Consider the following 19,133-nt stretch of genomic DNA (forward strand, 5'->3'; position numbering starts at 1 on the left):
GTTATGGGATTTGTAAGTGAAGTATTAAAAGATGTAAGCGGTATTCAATGGTATTATATAATTGGGATATCCATTTTTATCATCTTGTTCATCATCATAGTGTACAAGACGATACGAACACCCAAATCTATAATGATGCAATATAAAAACGCGATATTAGAGGATGAGATTGTAACTGATATCCAACAAAATAATTCAAACGAATAACAATGAGCCAAGATAAAAACAATAAGCCCGACGAATTCCATGACGATATCGAATCGCATGAATATGACGGAATTAAAGAGCAAAACAATCCTGCGCCATTTTGGATAACACTTTTATTTTTGGTGACCGTAGGTTTTTCTTTATTTTACTTTGTGCATTACTTTGGATACCCGGGTAATGAAAGAGACCAGGCCAGTGAATATGCTAAGTCGGTTGCTAAGTTTGAAAAAAAGCAAGCAGCTATGAAAGCGGCCAATAAAGCTAACTTACCGGAATTGAGCATGGCTGAGATGGTGGATAAGGGTAAAGCGCTATATGTTAAGAATGCTTGTATGGCCTGCCATGGAGCAAATGGAGAAGGCAATAATATCGGTCCTAACCTGACGGATAATTTTTGGATAAACGGTTGCAGCGTGGACGATCTTATGAATATCATATCCAATGGCAAACCCGCTAAGGGGATGACACCTTATAAAAGCATGATGCAGGAAGAGGAAATAAAATATGTGGCCAATTATATACTAAACGAGCTGGTGGGCTCTTCTCCTGCAAATCCTAAAGAAGCGCAGGGCGAAGAGTGCAAGTAGATGATTGATTGTTTTTCGTTCCAAATAAAATAATTACCCCGTTATTCTTTCAAGTGTACGTTTGGATAACAGGGTTTGTATTCAACAATATCTATGACAATCCATCAAGATAAAACATTTCGTGAACGTCCCGACAATATAGACGAACATGGTAAGCGAAAAAGGATAAAGGCACGACAGCCCAAAGGGAAATGGTACACCCGCAGAACCATAGTTGCTTTTTTACTTTTGTCGTTTTTTATACTGGCACCCATTATAAAAATTGGGGGCAAGCCTTTTATGTTGTTGGATGTTATCAACAGAAAGTTTCATTTGTTTGGTGCCACGGTGTATTCACAGGATGGTGAAATAATGGCCATTGTAATGGCCACTGCGGTTATTTTTATTGTTCTTTTTACCGTTGTTTTTGGGCGTTTTTGGTGTGGATGGGCTTGTCCGCATACCGTTTTTATGGAGATGATATTTCGTAGGATCGAATATCTTTTTCACGGAAATTATCAAAGAGGTAGAAAAATTAAAAACCCAGGCAGAATAGCACTTGCGTTAAAGCATGTTATTTATTTTTTGGTAGTACTGTTTTTTACCAATGTGTTTATCATGTGGTTTACAGGCCCCCAGGGATTGATAATAATATGGAAAAGCGCGTTGTTAGATTATTGGCAAGTATATACAGCCATGACGGTTGTAACAGTATTTTACTATTGGATATACTCCCATATACGCGAAAGCGTGTGTACCCTTTTTTGTCCTTATGGTAGAATGCAAGGGGTGTTGCTAGATTCAAAATCGATAACGGTGGCGTATGATTATAAACGGGGAGAACCGCGTAAGGTAAAAGGTGACTGCGTTGATTGCGGTGGATGTGTGGCGGTTTGTCCAACAGGTATCGATATTAGAAACGGTACCCAGTTGGAGTGTGTAAATTGCACGGCATGTATCGACGAGTGCAATATTATTATGAAAAGAATGAAGCGACCTCCTAATTTAATTCGCTTTGCATCTAATTACAGCATAGAAACAGGAAAGAGCAGTATAAAAAACCTGAGGACTTATGCCTACAGCGGTGTTTTGGTAATTCTTTTAACGGCTTTGGTTGTTGCTTTGTCGGGTAGAACCGAAGTGGATGTATCTTTATTACGTATGCCAGGCACAATATACCAAGAGGTGAGTGCAGATAGTATTTCAAATATCTATCAATTAAAAATTGTAAATAAAACGGAAGGACTGAAAAAAATAGAACTAAAGTTTCTGAAACCGCGAGAGAGTGCGTTTTTCTTGTCGGAACATCCTATTCACCTTGGCGAAAATGGTAGCTTTGATGGTGTTATTGTTCTTAAACAGGCCAAAACCGACATAAAAGCCAGGAACACACCGGTCGAATTAGGATTATATGTAGAGGATAGAATGTTGGACAGCACTATGGCAACCTTTATTGCCCCCAAACGGAGTAAATTGTAATGGTCTGTTGTCGGATGATTGTTAAGGTAATCGAGTTCGGGAGGTAGCAGTATTAATCTTGAGATTTAACAGGTAAATCTTAATACGAATAGAAAGAATATGAAATTTAATTGGGGACATGGGATTATAGTTTTCTTCGTCATCTTTTTTACATGGATCATCTCTTTTGTAATTTTTACTTTGGGGGAAAATAACGACCTGGTAACTAAAGATTATTATCGACAAGGAGCTGAGTATAGTTTAACAATGGATATTAACAAACGCTCTGCCATTTATCGGGACAGCATCTCCATTGTTAATGTAGAAGATGGGGTAGTGATTGAGCTGGCCTCTTCTGTGGCCAACTTGCCTAAAGGTAAGGATGTTTATTTTTATCGTCCTTCAGGAAAAAAAGATGATGTTAAATTATGGCTTGATCAAGGGAAAAAAGAACTTTTTGTGCCGAATAGTAAATTAATAAAGGGCAGGTACAACGTGTCGGTTTCGTGGAATGAGAGCGATAATAAATACAAGGTGTCAAAAGATTTTGTGGTTAGATAAATAGCTATGGAAATAATATTATCAGGCTTTGTTTTAGGTATTATGGGGAGTGTGCATTGCGCAGGAATGTGTGGCCCCATTGCACTTAGCTTACCGCTGTACGGAAAAGGTGCAGTTGCCAAGGTTAGTGGTGGTTTAATGTACAATATTGGCCGTACTGTCACTTATGGTATTATGGGCGCATTTTTTGGGATAATAGGACAAGGCCTTTCCCTGGTAGGATTTCAGCAATGGGTTTCGGTAATCATGGGGGCATTGATGATTGCCTCGGTATTGATACCTTCTTTGTTTAAAAATGTGAATGGCGCAAATATTCCAATAGCAGGTTTGATAAGAAAAGGAATACAGAAGCTCTTTGTTAAGAAATCGTTTGGAAGGCTTTTTTTTATTGGGTTACTGAATGGTCTTTTGCCTTGCGGCCTGGTTTACCTGGCCATTGCAGGAGCTATTGGTACGGGAGATGTAACCACCGGAACGTTGTTTATGGTTTTGTTCGGGTTAGGTACATTGCCTCTCATGTTAGGAATTTCCCTGATTGGTAACTTGGTGGGTTTAAAAGTCCGGGAAAGAATTAATAAGTTAATTCCGGTCCTGGTTGTGGTAATTGGAGTTATCTTTATGCTTCGAGGTTTAAGTTTGGGGATCCCGTATTTAAGTCCGCCAGAAACAAAGCTAAACCCCCAAGTGCACATGAAACATGAAGAAGGTGTTGCCAATGAAGCGGTGAAGGGTGCATGTTGTCATGCCGAAGAAGAGTAAAATTTAATTGAGTTCTGTTTAAGTTATCCGATGTCAGATAATAAGTGTATTCATTGTGGTGCCGACTGTGGTGCGCATCCAGTAAAATGGAACGATAAAAAGTTCTGTTGTAACGGGTGTTGGTCTGTCTATCAGCTATTAAATGATAGCCAGATGCAGCAATACTACGAATTTCAAAAGCAGCCGGGTATTCGATTGAACGAAGCCCCGCATTTAAGCAAATATGCTTATTTGGATAAGGATGAAGTAAAAGAAAAGCTATACGAGTTTTTCGAAAACGGAATAGCCAAAGTCACGTTTTATATTCCTTCGATACACTGCGCTTCGTGCATATGGTTGTTGGAGCATCTGAGCAAATTAAACGAGGGGGTAAAGTATGCGACCGTAAATTTTGTCCAAAAGAAATATACCGTAAGTTTCGACACAAATATAATGTCATTGCGCGAACTGGTGGAATTACTGGTTTCCATCCATTATGTTCCGGATATTTCACTTCAGAACCTGGAAAGCAAAAAAGGGGATAAGCCTCAAAATAAAAGTTTGCTATATAAAATTGGCGTTGCCGGTTTTGTGTTTGGAAACGTCATGCTGTACAGCTTGCCCGAGTATTTCAACGGTGAACCTATCGAAGGTACCTTTGGTACCTTTTTGTACTACCTGATGTATGTACTCACTTTTCCTCTGGTGTTTTATAGCGGTAGCGATTATCTGATCTCGGCTGCAAAAAATCTGGTGAAGGGAATCGTTAATATTGAATTACCCATAGCTATCGGTATTTTGGCTTTGTTTTTTGTCACCAGTTATGAGGTTGTAATGGGTATTGGCCCTGGATATTCCGATAGCCTCTCCGGTTTTCTATTCTTTTTATTGCTGGGTAGATGGTATCAGAGTAAAACCTATCAGGCACTGGCTTTTGACCGCGATTACAAATCGTATTTTCCGGTAGCGGTGACCCGCCTTAACGGACAAGAGGAAAGTGTTCTTTTGGAAGAAGTTAAAGTAGGGGATTGTTTGTTGATCAGAAACAAGGAGCTGATTCCGGCCGATTCTACATTGGTGGATGGAACTGCATTGGTGGATTACAGTTTTGTGACCGGTGAGTCGGCGCCGGTTTTAAAGAAGAAAGATGATTTCTTGTATGCAGGAGGTGTCCAAACTAGCGGTGCCATAACGGTTAAGGTCATCAAGGAGGTAGCTCAGAGTCACCTGACCCAATTGTGGAATCAAAGCCGGAAAAACGAGTCTGGCCCAAAATCACTTACTTCGATCGTGGATAAAATCAGCGGCAAGTTCACCCTCGCCGTAATCATTATCGCACTGGCTGGCTTTTGCACCTGGTTGTATCTGGATAGTTTTAAAACCGCTTTATTGGTGCTGACCTCGGTACTTATTGTAGCCTGCCCGTGTGCCTTGGCCCTATCCATACCTTTTACTTTTGGCAGTGCCATGCGTATTTTTGGGGAGAAAGGTTTATATATTAAAAATACAAGCGTTATTGAACGGTTAACACATATCGATACGATTGTTTTTGATAAAACGGGTACATTAACCAAACCGGAGGAAAGCAAGGTTGTATTTGTAGGCTTGGATCTCAGGCAGGAAGAATTGTCCAAAGCAGTTTCGTTGGCGCGGCAATCTACACATCCATTGAGCAATGCTATCAGTTCTTTTTATACAGATGTTAAAGTGCACGAAACAACCGGATATTCAGAAGTAGCCGGAAGGGGAATATTTGCAACTATTGAGGATGCACGAATAAAGCTGGGAGCATTGGAGTATGTTGATGAGGTGAGTCACCTTAACATTAAACCGGCACCTTCCTCGGTGTATTTATCTATCGATGGAAAAATAAAAGGGTATTTTAAAATTGGGAATAAATACAGGCAGGGAATAAAAAATGTTATCGATAGCCTAAAGAGTAAGTACGATCTTTACTTGCTATCAGGGGATAACGATGCCGAGAAAGAAAACTTGAGGGAAATGTTCGGGAATGACAGGATGTATTTTGAGCAGAAACCACAGGATAAGATGAATTTTATTACGGATTTAAAACAGAAAGGTAAATCGGTTTTGATGACCGGAGATGGGTTGAACGATTCAGGGGCTTTTATGAGTAGTGATGTGGCGCTTTCCCTGGCCGACGATATCTATCATTTTTCCCCGGCTGGCGATGCCATCCTCGAAGCCTCTAAGTTTAGGAACTTTCATCAATATATCCGTTTTGCCCAAAAAAGTTTGACCATTGTTAAGCAAAGTTTTTTAATTTCGTTTTTTTATAATGTCATAGGGTTAGGATTTGCAATCACAGGGAATATGTCCCCTGTAGTTGCCGCGATATTAATGCCTGTGAGCTCCATTACGGTGGTGGCTTATACAACATTTAAAACCCGCCTGGCAGGAACAAAAATATTAAAATAACGATTAGGCTTTTATTGAAAGTCTAATGTGTAACGATTAATGTCTAATGACTATATTTAAACATGTCCCTAATTTTTTAACCAGTCTCAACTTGTTTTGTGGTACGTTGAGTGTTTTTACGGCTTTTCATGGAATGTTAATGGAAGCTTCCGTTTTGCTTTTTGTAGGCGCGTTGTTCGATTTTTCGGATGGTTTTGCAGCGCGTGCACTAAAAGCTTATTCTCCTATGGGTAAAGAGTTGGATTCGCTGGCCGACATGGTAAGTTTCGGGTTTGCGCCCATGGTGATGCTGCATATGATGCTCAAAAAAGTGATGTTGGGTAGTTTCGAGGCCGACTTTTTTGTGCAGCTACCAACAACTCAAATTTTGATTTTATCCCCTTTTGTTGCTACGGTATTTTCAGGATTACGTCTGGCAAAGTTTAATGTGGATACCCGTCAATCGGAAAGCTTCATTGGACTGACAACCACCGCAACAGGTATGTTTTTAGCTTCACTGGCTTTTGTGTTTGATAGTGGTAGCGGATGGCTGTTTGATTTATTGCAAAACCAATGGATGCTGTTGGCTTTTGTTCCGCTATTTTCGTTTTTGCTGATTTCTGAAATTCCCATGTTCTCACTGAAGTTTAAAAACTTCGGTTTTCTTAATAATGCGGATAAATATATTTTGCTGGCGGCAAGTTTGTTTTTTCTTATTTGGTTAGGAATGGGGGGTATAGCCGTTGCAATTGCTTTGTACGTGAGTTTTTCCATGGTTAAGTTGGTGGTGAAATAAGCTTATGTCAAGGTAAGTAAAAATTCTTTAACGCTATTTCAGGACTAGGCATATGTTAATAACATAAAAAGCCCCAAGAACTTCCTGGGGCTTAACAGTTGATTGATATTATTTAATAGCTAGATATCAAAATAGTCGGCATTGTTTGACTTTTCAAGGTTGGTTTTTTCAAACTTTTTAAGTGCCCATTTAACGGCCTGATAGCTGATAATTATAAGTAAAGGCCAGCTTAGGTACCATAGTATTTCGTGTAAATATTTCATGTGATTAAATTTATTATACCAAATCTCTTAACTAGTAAATATGTATATCATCCGATTCGATTTCTTCCTGATCGATCTTGCGGTTGTTGATGGCTTTCCACACGTACCAGATGTATGCGATTACAAAGGGAATCATCAGCGAAACGTAACTCATCGCAGTTAAGGTAAAGTGACTGGAACTGGCATTTTCGATGGTCAGTGAACTCTGTAAACTGCTAATGGATGGATAAAACGAAGTGTTGTTAAATCCTGCCAACAGAAATAACATCAAAACGGTAATAACTGTACCTGCCCCGCTAAACCAAATTCCATTGGTGTTAGGTTTTAAGTAGCTGGTTATTATTCCATACAATACCAGTATCACTCCGGCCACGAATCCAATGCCAACGAACGGCATCTCAATTAAGTTGTTGAAATACTTAAAAGGTTGTAAAAATACTTCTTTGGTATCTGGGTTCACCGCAAATCCATCCCTTACCAGCAGCCAAACGGTAAAGGTTAAAAACAAAACCACAAACGGGATTCCGTTGCTCAAAAGCTGCTTTTTGGCCCGTTCTAATATTTCTTTCTGATCCACAGCATTCATAAAATAAAGAATGGCCAATACTCTGGCCAAAAAGAAAACAGTGAACCCGAGAGATAAATTATGTAGGTTCAAGGCAGCCTCAAGACCGTGAAAGCCATTGTCCCATTTTGATTGATTGTATTCATTTACCGAGAAATTAGAGCCGGTAAAGAACGTAGATACTGCTGTTCCTATAAATATGGTGCCGATCAAGCCGTTGATGAACAGAAAGGTTTCATAAGTTTTAGGGCCGTACACATTGCCGGGTCTGTTGCGGAACTCGTATGAAATGGCCTGAATAATAAAAGCAAATAGGATGATCATCCAAACCCAGTAGGCACCTCCAAAACTGGTGCTGTAAAATAACGGGAAGGATGCAAAAAACGCCCCTCCGAAGGTAACGAGTGTGGTGAACGTAAATTCCCATTTGCGTCCAAGAGCGTTCACCAAAATGGTTTTTTCATCCTTGGATTTACCTAGGGCGGATATCAAAGTCTGCCCACCCTGGACAAACATCAGGAATACCAGGATGGCCCCCAATAACGAAACCAGGAACCACCAATATTGCTGTAGTGCTAAGTGCGATAATTCTTCGAACATTACTGAAGTCTCCTTTCTTTTTTAGGTCCTAATTTAATTTGTTTGGTCAATATTTTTATTTCGGCAATCAACAATGCGGTAAAGGTGATGGCAAACAGGAAAAAGGTGATCATCACTGAACTTGAGTCAATCTGCGAAACTGCCTGGGCGGTTGTCATTAAATCCTGGATAACCCAAGGCTGCCGGCCTACCTCGGCAACTACCCACCCCGCCTCGGAAGCGATGTAAACCAAAGGGATGGTCCATACGGCAGTCCAAAGCACTATTTTATTGCTCTCCAGTTTGTTTTTGAATAATAGCCACAGGATAATAATAAATAATATAAGAAAATGCCCGCCCAAAATAACCATTATATGAAAAGCGTAAAAAGTAAGCGAAATGGGAGGTATCATTTTAAAAGCGTTTTTCTCTAGTTGAACCGGATCTGGATCGTAATAGCTTCCGTACCCGAAGTATTTAAAATAATTGTTAATCCATTCGTCGTTGTCAAATTTAGCCCTTAAGTCGGCCAGCGTTGGGCTATTTTCCTTTTGTGCCTTTTTATAGGCGACAAGGGTTTGTTGCGCTTCGTAACCGCGTCGGATCTTTTCTTTATAGGACATGATGCCTCTTGATTCGTTGCCCAGGATTAAGTCTTTTATTCCTGCAACATAAGCATCCGGTTTTAAAAAGGCCATATAAGAAAGCATGTTTGGAATTTCTATTTTGATCCTGAAATCTTCTTTTGCCGTGCTGTCCATCGGGTCGTCCTGGGGGTCTCCAATAATTCCGATAGCAATCAAAGGAGCGTTGGTTGTACCCTCGTATAGTGCCTCCATGGCAGCAAATTTCATGGGTTGTTTTTCGGCCATTTCGCGGGCTGAGCTATCACCTGACGCAATCAGCATGATCGAGGAAATAACGCCAAAGGTGGCCGCAACAACAATGCTTCTTTTGGCAAAAAGTATTTCCCTTTTTTTGAGTAAAAACCAAGCGCTAACGCCCACCACAAAAATAGCGGCTAGAACAAAACCTGAAGTTGTGGTATGTAAAAATTTGGTTACGGCACTTTGAGAGAGAAAAATATCCCAAAAGTTAATCATCTCGTTACGCGCCGTGTCAGGATTAAATTTCATTCCTTGAGGATCCTGCATCCAGGCATTGGCCACCAATATCCACACTGCCGAAAGGTTTGCGCCGATAGCTGTTAACCATGTGGCGGTAAGGTGGAATTTTTTGCTCACTTTCCCCCATCCAAAAAACATAACGGCAATAAAGGTGCTTTCCATAAAAAAAGCCATAATGCCTTCAATGGCAAGAGGCGCACCAAAAATGTCCCCCACAAACCAGGAGTAATTACTCCAGTTGGTTCCGAACTCAAACTCGAGGATAATTCCGGTAGCCACGCCAATAGCGAAGTTGATCCCAAACAGTTTCATCCAGAATTTGGTGATTCTCTTCCATTCGGGATGGCCGGTTTTAACGTAGATGGTCTCCATAAAAGCGATGATGAGTCCCAACCCAAGTGTCAACGGCACAAAAATCCAATGGTACATGGCCGTCAATGCAAATTGAGCTCTGGACCAATTGACCAATGATAAGTCTACAGATTCTAACATTTAAAAATATTTTACGGTGTTGTAATTTGTTCAATAACGTGATCTGCCCTTTCAGTGTCTGTGTTAAAATCTTTTTTTAACTTGTTCTGAAAGAAGAAAACCTTAAACACTACAAAAATGATAAACAGTTTTATCAGAATAATAAACCACATGGACCTGGCCCAATCGGGTAAATTTTTAAAGCCATTTAAGTAGAAGTCGATAATTTTCTTCATCACTTGTTTGATTATTTGTCATGAAAAAACAAGTGTAAGCGACATTTGTTTTTTGATTTAAGAAAAATTAAAGATTTTTTTCCGTAATTAATTAGAGAGTGGTAATATAGGGAATTATGTTTGAAAGTTCAATAATCTTAATTTTGATGTTTCGTTGCCGCAGGCTTCTGTTCGAAAAAGTGGAAAAGATACAGGGTGTATCCTGAATTAATATAGATATGTAATGAATTCGAAGAGTTGAACCCTTTCAGGGTACCCGGTCTACATGATTATGAATCCACGGGTTTCACCCGCGGTTATTCATATTAAACCCCATTCGGAGTTTTTTATGAGGCTTGATTATATCTTTGTTGATATAAGAATTCATATAAATCAACCACGTAGTGGTTAAACCTTGAATAACCCTGGGTGAAACCCAGGGAAAAAAGGCAATGGAATCACAACCCTGAATGGGTGGAACTTTTATTCTAACCCTTGATTCGAATAATGAATATTGAAGTACCCTAAAACAAGATACTCCGCTGCTTCACTTCAACTCACCATAACGATGCTCCCAAAAGTAATCGGGACAAGTTATGCCTCGTTTCAGTAAAGCCTTGTTCTATTGCACTTTCAATGTTCACGACGAAGTTTCTAATGCATAATCCGGATTTAACGCTTTGTAAGTTGTAAATCAGTATGAATTACAATCGAAAAATGGTAAGTCAGCGCATAAAAAAAGCAGCCGGAAAATTCCCGGCTGCTAACATCAAGTATTTAAAAGCTATGGTTATGTGCTAATTTAAACTGTGCTTTGTTCCAAAGATTAATTGTAAGAACTCTGCCCGTGCTCATGTATATCAAGACCTTCTCTTTCTTCTTGCTCAGAAACTCTAAGTCCAATTGTTGCTTTAAGTACCTGGAATAAGATTAAACCTAAACCGAAGGCCCATGCGCCAATTACAAGAACACCGATGGCCTGACTTATCAATAAAGAGGCACCGCCACCATACAAAAGACCACCGTCTGTAGCAAGTAAGCCTACAAGTAATGTACCTAGGGCACCACATACACCGTGCACTGAAATAGCACCTACGGGATCATCCACTCTTAGTTTCTTATCTAGAAATTCGATAGAGAATACTACAATAAGACCTGCAAGAGCACCGATAATAGCGGCTCCACCCGGGCTTACAATATCACAACCCGCGGTAATTCCAACCAAACCGGCTAAGGCGCCGTTCAGTGTCATAGAAAGGTCTGGTTTTCCGTAACGGAACCAAGTTACAAACATGGTAACAACAGCACCAGCTGCTGCGGCTAAGTTTGTTGTAATAAATATTTTTGCTACTGCATTGGCATTATCACCGCTGATAGCTAATTGTGATCCGGGGTTAAATCCAAACCATCCCAACCAAAGAATGAATACACCAAGTGCACCTAATACCATGTTGTGACCAGGTATGGCATTCGTGCCGCCATTGTATTTGCCAAGACGAGGGCCTATGGTCCAGGCTCCTGCCAAGGCCATCCATCCACCCACAGAGTGAACAACAGTTGAACCGGCGAAGTCATGGAATGGTGTTTCCAAAGTAGATAGCCATCCACCTCCCCAAACCCAGTGTCCTGAGATAGGATAGATGATACCTGTAATAACAACAGAATATATCAGGTAAGTACTAAATTTTGTTCGTTCGGCCATGGCCCCTGATACAATTGTTGCGGCAGTTGCAGCAAAAACTGTTTGAAAGAAGAGGTTGTGGTAGTCGCCATCAACGTTGTAGAACAAGTCGAAAGCGCCAAAGAAAGCACCTTCGCCACCGTACATGATACTGTAACCGATGATCCAGAACAACAATGAGCCAAAAGAAAAGTCCATGAAGTTTTTCATGATAATGTTTCCTACGTTTTTGGCCCTTGTAAAACCTGCCTCAACCAAGGCAAATCCTGCCTGCATAAAAAATACTAAAATACCAGCTACCAGTATCCATAATATATCTAAAGCTGCGTTTGCATCCATAATATTTGTCTTTTAATGTTTTTTAAATCAGATTAATAATAGGTTGTTTACTTGATATAAAGTGTTTCCGGTCCGGATTCGCCAGTGCGAATTCTGTAAGTTTCTTCAACCTCGGTTACGAATATTCTACCGTCACCTATTTCGCCGCTTCTGGCAGCAGACATCAGTGCTTGTACTGTTTTGTCCAGGTTTTCATCGCGTACGATAATAGAAATCAGGCGACGCTCGATAATACTTGTGTCATAAACGGTACCTCTGTATAAGTGACCTTCCCTGGCGGTTCCGGTACCTCTAACATCCCAGTACGAAAAGAAAGTAATGTCTTGCTCCTCAAGGGCCTTTTTTACATTTTCGTATCGTGTTAATCTGATAATAGCTTCAATTTTTTTCATGATAATTTTATTATAGTTATTTGAACTATTTATATTTTTAACAAAAGAAGGTGAAACAATTGTTTTGCATTGGAAACAAAAGGAGGAAAAATTACCCTTTCTTTAATTTAACGCATATTGGAGAGAACAATCGCTTGGTTTTCAAGTATTGAGAAATGAGCGCAAAAGCAACTACCTCACCTTCTTTTAAATTTTAAAGTCTTTTTTTAGAATGAATAAATAGCAGCTAATAAGAATTGTGTAGCTGATTTGGTAGGATCACCATTTTCTTTGCTGAAGATCTCATCTTTTGCAGAATCTAATCTAATCTCAGAAGAGAAAGTAAAGGGTCCTTCGTAGAAGTTTAATGTGAGCGTGCTAGAAAATACACTTTCCGTACCTACCATCCATGACTCAGCCACTTCTTTTTCCTTAAAATACTCAGCTCTATAACCTAAAGCAACTTTGTCTGAAAAGCTATATTGTGGGTATAGTGCGAATCCTGTATATCCGCCATCTCCTTCTGCTGCAGAAAAATCAGCAGCATTTAATCCCAGGTAAAAATCGTCAGTAATCTGATACCCTGTAGTTAGGTCTAAAATAGTGCCTGAATCAGGACCAGTTAAAAAGTTAATGTAAGCGTCCCATCCTTCAACTGGAGAAAGTGAAAGTTGAGCCCCAAAATCCGAAATGCCATCTATTTCCTGATACACGTTCCAGTCATTAAATAATCCTACCATCAAACCAACTCCATCGGCAATAGCCCAGTCCATTTTAAAACCTGCATTTTGAAACGGTCCGGCTGAGAACAGGTAAGAAGTTGAGTAGTTAAAGTTAGCAGCAGGAGAGATAACTTCATATCCTACAAAAGTACCCATATAACCCCCTGTTAATGAAACAGCATCGCTTAATGCATAACTAACATAAAGATTTTGGATGTTGATACCACCGTCCATTGGAATAGATTGTGCGCTTCTAGGGCCAAAAGATAATTCTCCGTAGAAACTTGCTTTGCCAACTGTTTTGGCGAATCCTAAATCAATCATACCAATTGAAATTGAATTTTGCTCGTCCGCAAAAGAGGTTGGAATTTGGCTTTCACCAGAAAAGTCATACTTAAAATAAGTATCTACAGAACCTGTGATTTCTACTTTAGAAGATTCTTCTTGTGCCTTCAATGTTGTTGCTCCAAAAGCTAAAACAACGGCAAAAAATAAAATTACTTTTTTCATTTTAATAGGTATTAATATAGGTTACACATATAATTTGTAATTCTGGAAAAACGAAGGGGTGTTGTTGTTGGGGTGATCATTATATAAAAGGAACTTTTTCCTTGTTGGGGTATCGTTTTTCAATAGTTACGCTACAAAAATGTGGTTTTTTTTAATTCTACCCAAATAATTTAGGGGGTAATTTTATTAAAAGATGTAAAAAAGTAAATTATACCCTATAAAAAGTAACGATCTGAAAGTAAAAACGCATTAATAGTTATAGCTTTATGTTTTAAATTGAGGTAGGTAAAGAAAAAGTGATATAAATGGTAACCTTGTCATCCCAATAATTTTATTTGACCTTTTCACACTCGTGTCGGACGATGCGTCTATTGTTAGGGCAAAAGTGATGATGTTTATCTATCTGCAAGTTAATCTGCCGCGCTTATTATTATTATTATTATTAATTATTATTGGAGTGATTTTACGAAAGTATTGGTTGTCATTCCTGGTTGTTCATATCTTTACGGTACACTTTGAGTTGATGTCGAATTAGTTTGTCTGAGTAAGATTGATCCCGATTACGAATAGAACTGCCAACTATCTTCGTTTCCAACAAAAAACAGAATGAATATATATGCACACATTCTGTATTTTATACACATATTGGTAACAGCTAGTAATTCAGTGGTTAACGCCTAGCTTTTTTATCTACCGCATGACAAATGTCATGTAAAATGCATCAAATAAGTCATCTTTTAACGTATATTATAGGTCGCATCTTGGAATATATAATCGAAAATGCTATTTTTGCTTCGTTTTCAAAGTAAATATGTTGAAAAAATTATAATTGTCATCTTATAAGGGTTAGTGTCTAATGGTTTGACAAGAGCCAGGGAGATGATTGAAATGGGAGATTGACTGCTACGCTTGGTGGATCAGGTTTCAGTATTATTCCTTCTTTATTAATATGTAGATATGATGCAAAAGAGATTTCCAAAGGCAATAGGGTTGTACGACCCTGCCAATGAGCATGATAACTGTGGGATAGGTTTTGTGGCAAATATCAAAGGACAACAGTCGCATGATATTGTCAACAGGGGTCTTGAGGTGTTGGTTAACATGACGCACAGGGGTGCAGAAAGTTCAGATAATAAATCCGGTGATGGAGCCGGAATATTGATACAAGTGCCGCATGAATTTTGTAGTTCACTAGGTTTTGAATTACCGGAACCAGGTAAGTATGGTACGGGATTGTTATTCTTGCCCGAAGAAAACAGGGTAGCGTTACTTTGTCAGGAAATATTGAATGCCAGCTTACTGGAAGAGGGGCTGGAGCTGATTGGATATCGTGATGTTCCGGTAGATGGCAGTGTGATAGGGGAAATTGCAAAAAGAACCGAGCCCAGAATTCGCCAGGTTTTTGTGAAAGGCAATTACGAACAGAATAAACTGGAACGTAAGCTTTATATTGCCCGTAAGGTAACTGAAAGAAAGATCAGGGAATCGGAACTGAAAGAAAAAGAGGCCTTTTACATTCCGTCTTTATCTAGCAAGATATTTATTTATAAAGGGATGTTAACACCTGACCAGGTAGGTGCCTATTTCCTGGATCTTCAAAATCCAAAACTGAAGAGTGCCATCTCATTGGTTCACTCCAGGTTTAGTACCAATACTTTCCCGGCATGGGATTTGGCTCAACCTTTCCGCATTATGGCGCACAATGGTGAAATTAACACCATTAAGGGTAACCGTTTGTGGATGCAAGCACGCGAGTCCCTGTTGAAATCCGATCTTTTTGGAGAAGATTTGAAAAAGATTTTCCCGGTAATTGAGCCGGGCAAAAGTGATTCCGCCTCACTGGATAACGTATTGGAATTCTTGTTCCTGACCGGAAGGAGTTTGCCACAAGCATTAAGTATGCTTATTCCGGAGTCATGGAACGACAAAAACCCGATACCCAAAAGTCTAAAGGCATATTATGAGTTCCATTCCACAATTATGGAACCTTGGGATGGTCCTGCATCCATCGTTTTTTCCGATGGACGTTACATTGGAGGTACCCTGGATAGGAACGGTTTACGCCCATCACGTTATGTGATTACAAAGAACGATATGATTATTATGGGTTCTGAAGTGGGCGTGCAGACTTTTGCTGCGGAAGAAATTAAGGAAAAAGGTCGCTTAAAGCCGGGAAAACTACTGTTGGTAGATACGAAGTTGGGCATCATTATTCCTGACCAGGAAATCAAAGCACAGATTTCTCAAAAATATCCATTTGAGAACTGGTTGAAAGAAAATCGTATTCGTCTTAAAGATATAGAAGTTAAACAAAGGGTTAAATCATCCATCGATAATTTTAATACCTACTTAAAAACATTCGGTTATTCCAAGGAAGATGTTGAAACCTTGATTACACCCATGGCGCAAACCGGCATGGAACCGATTACTTCGATGGGTAACGATACCCCTATAGCCGCCATGTCGGAAAAACCTCAAAGGTTATTCAACTATTTCCGTCAGTTGTTTGCGCAGGTTACCAACCCGCCTATTGACCCAATACGCGAAGGATTGGTAATGGCATTGACCAACTATATTGGCTCTGCTTCTAAAAATATTCTGGAGTATACACCTTCGCACTGTCGTCTGATCAAGTTCGAAAGTCCCATTGTTACCAATACCGATTTGGGTAAGATTAAGGACTACCGAAGAGAAGAGTTTACACAGGTGACTATTCCAATGCTTTACCCTGTAAAAGAGGGTGGGGATGGAATGAAAAAAGCGATTGAAGCCATGTGTTCTGCGGCTGAAAAAGCAGTTGACGATAAAAAGAACTTTGTTATTTTATCGGATAGAAAAATCGATAAAGATATGGCACCTGTACCGTCGTTGCTAGCCGTAGCTGCAGTACACCACCATTTAATTAAGACAAAAAAACGAATGCAGACCGGACTTGTGGTGGAAACCGGCGAAGCCCGTGAAGTAATGCATTATGCCTTGTTGCTGGGTTTTGGGGCAAGTGTTATCAACCCATATTTGAGTTTTGCTGCAATTGACGATTTGGTGAAGAAGGGCGAAATTAATATGGGTTATGCCGAAGCACGGGAAAACTATATCAAGGCGGTAGACAAAGGATTATTGAAAATCCTTTCTAAAATGGGTATCTCTACCTTGAGAAGTTATCATGGAGCACAAATCTTTGAGGCTGTAGGTATTTCTCAGGAAATCATTGATAAGTATTTTACCGGAACGTCGTCTAAAATTGGAGGTGTAGGATTTGAGGAGTTGGCACGTGAGGCGGAAATGTTCCACGAAAAAGCCTATGGGGAGGCAGCTGCTAATGAGTTGTTGAACAGCACAGGTAGCTACGCTTATCGCAAATATGGCGAAAAACACGGATGGAACCCTGAAACCATTGGCTTGTTGCAATGGTCAACAACTAATGGAGACTACAGTAAATTTAAAGAGTTCAGTAAGATTGTAGATGAGGACAATAAAAACCCTCTGTTCTTACGTGGCTTATTAAAACTAAAAGACCGTCAGCCAATTGATATCAGTGAGGTTGAGTCGGTTGAAAAAATAACCAAGAGGTTTGTAACAGGAGCCATGAGCTACGGTTCAATCTCTAAGGAAGCACATACCGCATTGGCAAAGGCCATGAACGAAGTAGGTGGAAGAAGTAACACCGGGGAAGGTGGCGAAGATGCGGAAAGGTTTAAGTCGAATGCGCGCAGTTCCATCAAACAGGTGGCTTCGGGAAGGTTTGGCGTAACCAATAATTACCTGGTGAATGCCGATGAGCTTCAAATCAAAGTAGCACAGGGCGCTAAGCCAGGTGAAGGCGGTCAGCTGCCGGGATTTAAAGTAGACAAGATTATTGCCAAGTTGAGAAATTCGACCCCGGGTATTACACTGATTTCGCCTCCTCCCCATCACGATATTTATTCAATTGAGGATTTGGCCCAGTTGATATTCGACCTGAAATGTACTAACCCATCAGCGAATGTGAGCGTTAAGTTAGTTTCGGAGACGGGAGTAGGAACAATTGCTGCCGGTGTGGCCAAAGCCCATGCCGACCTGATTGTGATTGCAGGAACCGAGGGAGGAACAGGTGCCTCCCCAACAAGTTCTGTAAAACACGCAGGTATGCCGGTCGAGGTAGGTTTGGCTGAGACCCAGCAGACTTTGGTAATGAACAACCTCAGAGGTAGGGTTAAATTACAAACCGACGGTCAGCTAAAAACAGGATTGGATGTCATTAAAATGGCTATTCTTGGCGCTGAGGAATTCGGTTTTGCCACTTCAGCATTAATAACTTTAGGATGTATAATGATGCGAAAGTGTCATTTGAATACGTGTCCTGCGGGTATCGCAACCCAAAATACTGAGTTAAGAAAACGATTCATAGGTAAATACAAGTATGTGGTTAACTACATGAACTTTATTGCCGAGGAGGTTCGTGAATATCTGGCACAGTTAGGATACAAATCATTGGACGAGGTGATCGGACGTACCGACTTGATGGAGCAAGATCCGACAGTTGGAAACTGGAAAACCAAGGGGATTGATATGAGCAGACTGCTTCATTTCCCTGACGAAGCCAAGATCTATCCTTTACATCATACATCGGTGCAAAAGCATGGTATTGATGAAGTGATGGATTGGCAGTTGATTGAAGAGGCACAACCGGCATTGTTGAATCAATCTAAAGTGTGGATTGCCAAAGAAATAGGAAACACGGACCGTACTGTTGGTTCTATGTTATCAGGCGAAGTCAGTAAGCGATATGGTGAAGAAGGCTTGCCTAAAAACACCATCAACTGTAAGTTTAGCGGTTCAGCAGGGCAAAGCTTTGGGGCTTTCCTAAGCAAAGGATTAGCGTTTAAGCTGGAAGGAGATGCCAATGACTATCTCGGTAAAGGACTTTCAGGCGGTAAGATTATGGTAATTCCACCGGCAGGATCGACGTTTAAACCTGAAGAAAATATCATCATTGGTAACACGGTTCTTTATGGAGCCACGTCCGGTAGTGTGTATGTACGAGGTGTGGCCGGTGAGCGATTCTGTGTACGAAACTCTGGAGCTTCTGCTGTTGTTGAGGGAGTGGGAGACCACTGTTGTGAATACATGACTGGAGGTAGAGTAGTCGTTATCGGTAAAACGGGTAGAAACTTTGCCGCAGGTATGAGCGGAGGTATTGCGTACGTGCTGGATGAAGAAGGTAATTTCGAATACTACTGTAATAAAGGCTTGGTGGAGTTGTCGCCGGTTGAAGACGCCGCAGATGTGCAAGAACTTCAGTTTTTGTTGAATAAGCACCTGCTGCACACCAATAGCGAAAAAGCCCAGGATATTTTGGTGAACTGGAACAAATATTTGCCAAAGTTTATTAAAGTTATACCTTTTGAGTACAAGAAAGTACTTCAGGAGCTTAAAATAAAAGAGCTTGAGCAAAAGCTTAAGGAAACGGAGGATGCTCCTTTCGTAAACGAATAATAATTTTTCAAAAGTCTTGAATAAAGAAGGAAGTCCGGAAACATGCCGGTACTCAATGATGGGTGCGGGCC

At 40.2% G+C, this 19,133-nt stretch carries 15 protein-coding genes; 8 read left to right on the forward strand and 7 right to left on the reverse strand.

What is annotated here, in order from left to right; genetic code table 11:
- The first annotated feature begins 3 nt into the window (after nt 1–3).
- The 7 genes from ACRD64_RS04295 to ACRD64_RS04325 all read left to right on the forward strand — a co-directional run bounded on the left by ACRD64_RS04295 (nt 4) and on the right by ACRD64_RS04325 (nt 6,744).
- On the forward strand, nt 4–207 hold the full coding sequence (locus tag ACRD64_RS04295) for a hypothetical protein (RefSeq protein WP_430931976.1): 204 nt from the start codon (nt 4–6) through the stop codon (nt 205–207).
- 2 nt (nt 208–209) lie between these two features.
- A complete protein-coding gene (locus ACRD64_RS04300) occupies nt 210–794 on the forward strand; it encodes a cbb3-type cytochrome c oxidase N-terminal domain-containing protein (RefSeq protein ID WP_430931977.1) in 585 nt (194 codons plus the stop codon).
- A 93-nt stretch (nt 795–887) separates the two neighbouring features.
- On the forward strand, nt 888–2,252 hold the full coding sequence (gene ccoG / locus ACRD64_RS04305) for a cytochrome c oxidase accessory protein CcoG (protein WP_430931978.1): 1,365 nt from the start codon (nt 888–890) through the stop codon (nt 2,250–2,252).
- A 99-nt stretch (nt 2,253–2,351) separates the two neighbouring features.
- Complete coding sequence (locus tag ACRD64_RS04310; protein ID WP_430931979.1) at nt 2,352–2,792, forward strand: FixH family protein; 441 nt, start codon at nt 2,352–2,354, stop codon at nt 2,790–2,792.
- A gap of 6 nt (nt 2,793–2,798) precedes the next feature.
- The gene (locus ACRD64_RS04315; RefSeq protein WP_430931980.1) at nt 2,799–3,551 is read left to right on the forward strand and encodes a sulfite exporter TauE/SafE family protein; all 753 of its coding nucleotides are present in this window, start codon (nt 2,799–2,801) and stop codon (nt 3,549–3,551) included.
- A gap of 30 nt (nt 3,552–3,581) precedes the next feature.
- Complete coding sequence (locus ACRD64_RS04320) at nt 3,582–5,969, forward strand: heavy metal translocating P-type ATPase (RefSeq protein ID WP_430931981.1); 2,388 nt, start codon at nt 3,582–3,584, stop codon at nt 5,967–5,969.
- A 46-nt stretch (nt 5,970–6,015) separates the two neighbouring features.
- Nucleotides 6,016–6,744 carry a CDP-alcohol phosphatidyltransferase family protein gene (locus ACRD64_RS04325; protein ID WP_430931982.1) on the forward strand — a complete coding sequence of 243 codons (729 nt, stop codon included), beginning with the start codon at nt 6,016–6,018 and terminating at the stop codon, nt 6,742–6,744.
- Nucleotides 6,745–6,863: 119 nt separating this feature from the next.
- On the opposite strand, the gene ACRD64_RS04330 is transcribed toward ACRD64_RS04325, so the two are convergent.
- The 7 genes from ACRD64_RS04330 to ACRD64_RS04360 form a co-directional block, all read right to left on the reverse strand.
- Nucleotides 6,864–7,007, reverse strand: coding sequence for a hypothetical protein (locus ACRD64_RS04330; protein WP_430931983.1), 144 nt, complete (start codon nt 7,005–7,007; stop codon nt 6,864–6,866).
- Between the two features lie 31 nt (nt 7,008–7,038).
- Complete coding sequence (gene cydB / locus ACRD64_RS04335; protein WP_430931984.1) at nt 7,039–8,172, reverse strand: cytochrome d ubiquinol oxidase subunit II; 1,134 nt, start codon at nt 8,170–8,172, stop codon at nt 7,039–7,041.
- Nucleotides 8,172–9,770 (reverse strand): cytochrome ubiquinol oxidase subunit I, encoded by a 1,599-nt coding sequence (locus ACRD64_RS04340; RefSeq protein WP_430931985.1) that lies wholly within the window; start codon nt 9,768–9,770, stop codon nt 8,172–8,174. The genes cydB and ACRD64_RS04340 overlap by 1 nt, the downstream gene beginning before the upstream one ends.
- An 11-nt stretch (nt 9,771–9,781) precedes the next feature.
- The gene (locus tag ACRD64_RS04345) at nt 9,782–9,985 is read right to left on the reverse strand and encodes a DUF4492 domain-containing protein (RefSeq protein WP_430931986.1); all 204 of its coding nucleotides are present in this window, start codon (nt 9,983–9,985) and stop codon (nt 9,782–9,784) included.
- Between the two features lie 805 nt (nt 9,986–10,790).
- Nucleotides 10,791–11,984: an ammonium transporter gene (locus ACRD64_RS04350; protein ID WP_430931988.1), complete on the reverse strand. Its 1,194-nt coding sequence runs from the start codon at nt 11,982–11,984 to the stop codon at nt 10,791–10,793.
- 47 nt (nt 11,985–12,031) lie between these two features.
- Nucleotides 12,032–12,376, reverse strand: coding sequence for a P-II family nitrogen regulator (locus tag ACRD64_RS04355; protein WP_430931989.1), 345 nt, complete (start codon nt 12,374–12,376; stop codon nt 12,032–12,034).
- 206 nt (nt 12,377–12,582) lie between these two features.
- A complete protein-coding gene (locus tag ACRD64_RS04360) occupies nt 12,583–13,587 on the reverse strand; it encodes an outer membrane beta-barrel protein (RefSeq protein WP_430931990.1) in 1,005 nt (334 codons plus the stop codon).
- A 957-nt stretch (nt 13,588–14,544) separates the two neighbouring features.
- On the opposite strand from ACRD64_RS04360, the gene gltB reads away from it, so the two are divergent.
- Nucleotides 14,545–19,062, forward strand: a complete 4,518-nt coding sequence (gene gltB, locus ACRD64_RS04365) for a glutamate synthase large subunit (protein ID WP_430931991.1) — start codon at nt 14,545–14,547, stop codon at nt 19,060–19,062.
- The last annotated feature ends 71 nt before the right edge of the window (nt 19,063–19,133 follow it).

It is taken from the genome of Saccharicrinis sp. 156 (assembly GCF_050589685.1).
Classification (GTDB): domain Bacteria; phylum Bacteroidota; class Bacteroidia; order Bacteroidales; family Marinilabiliaceae; genus Saccharicrinis.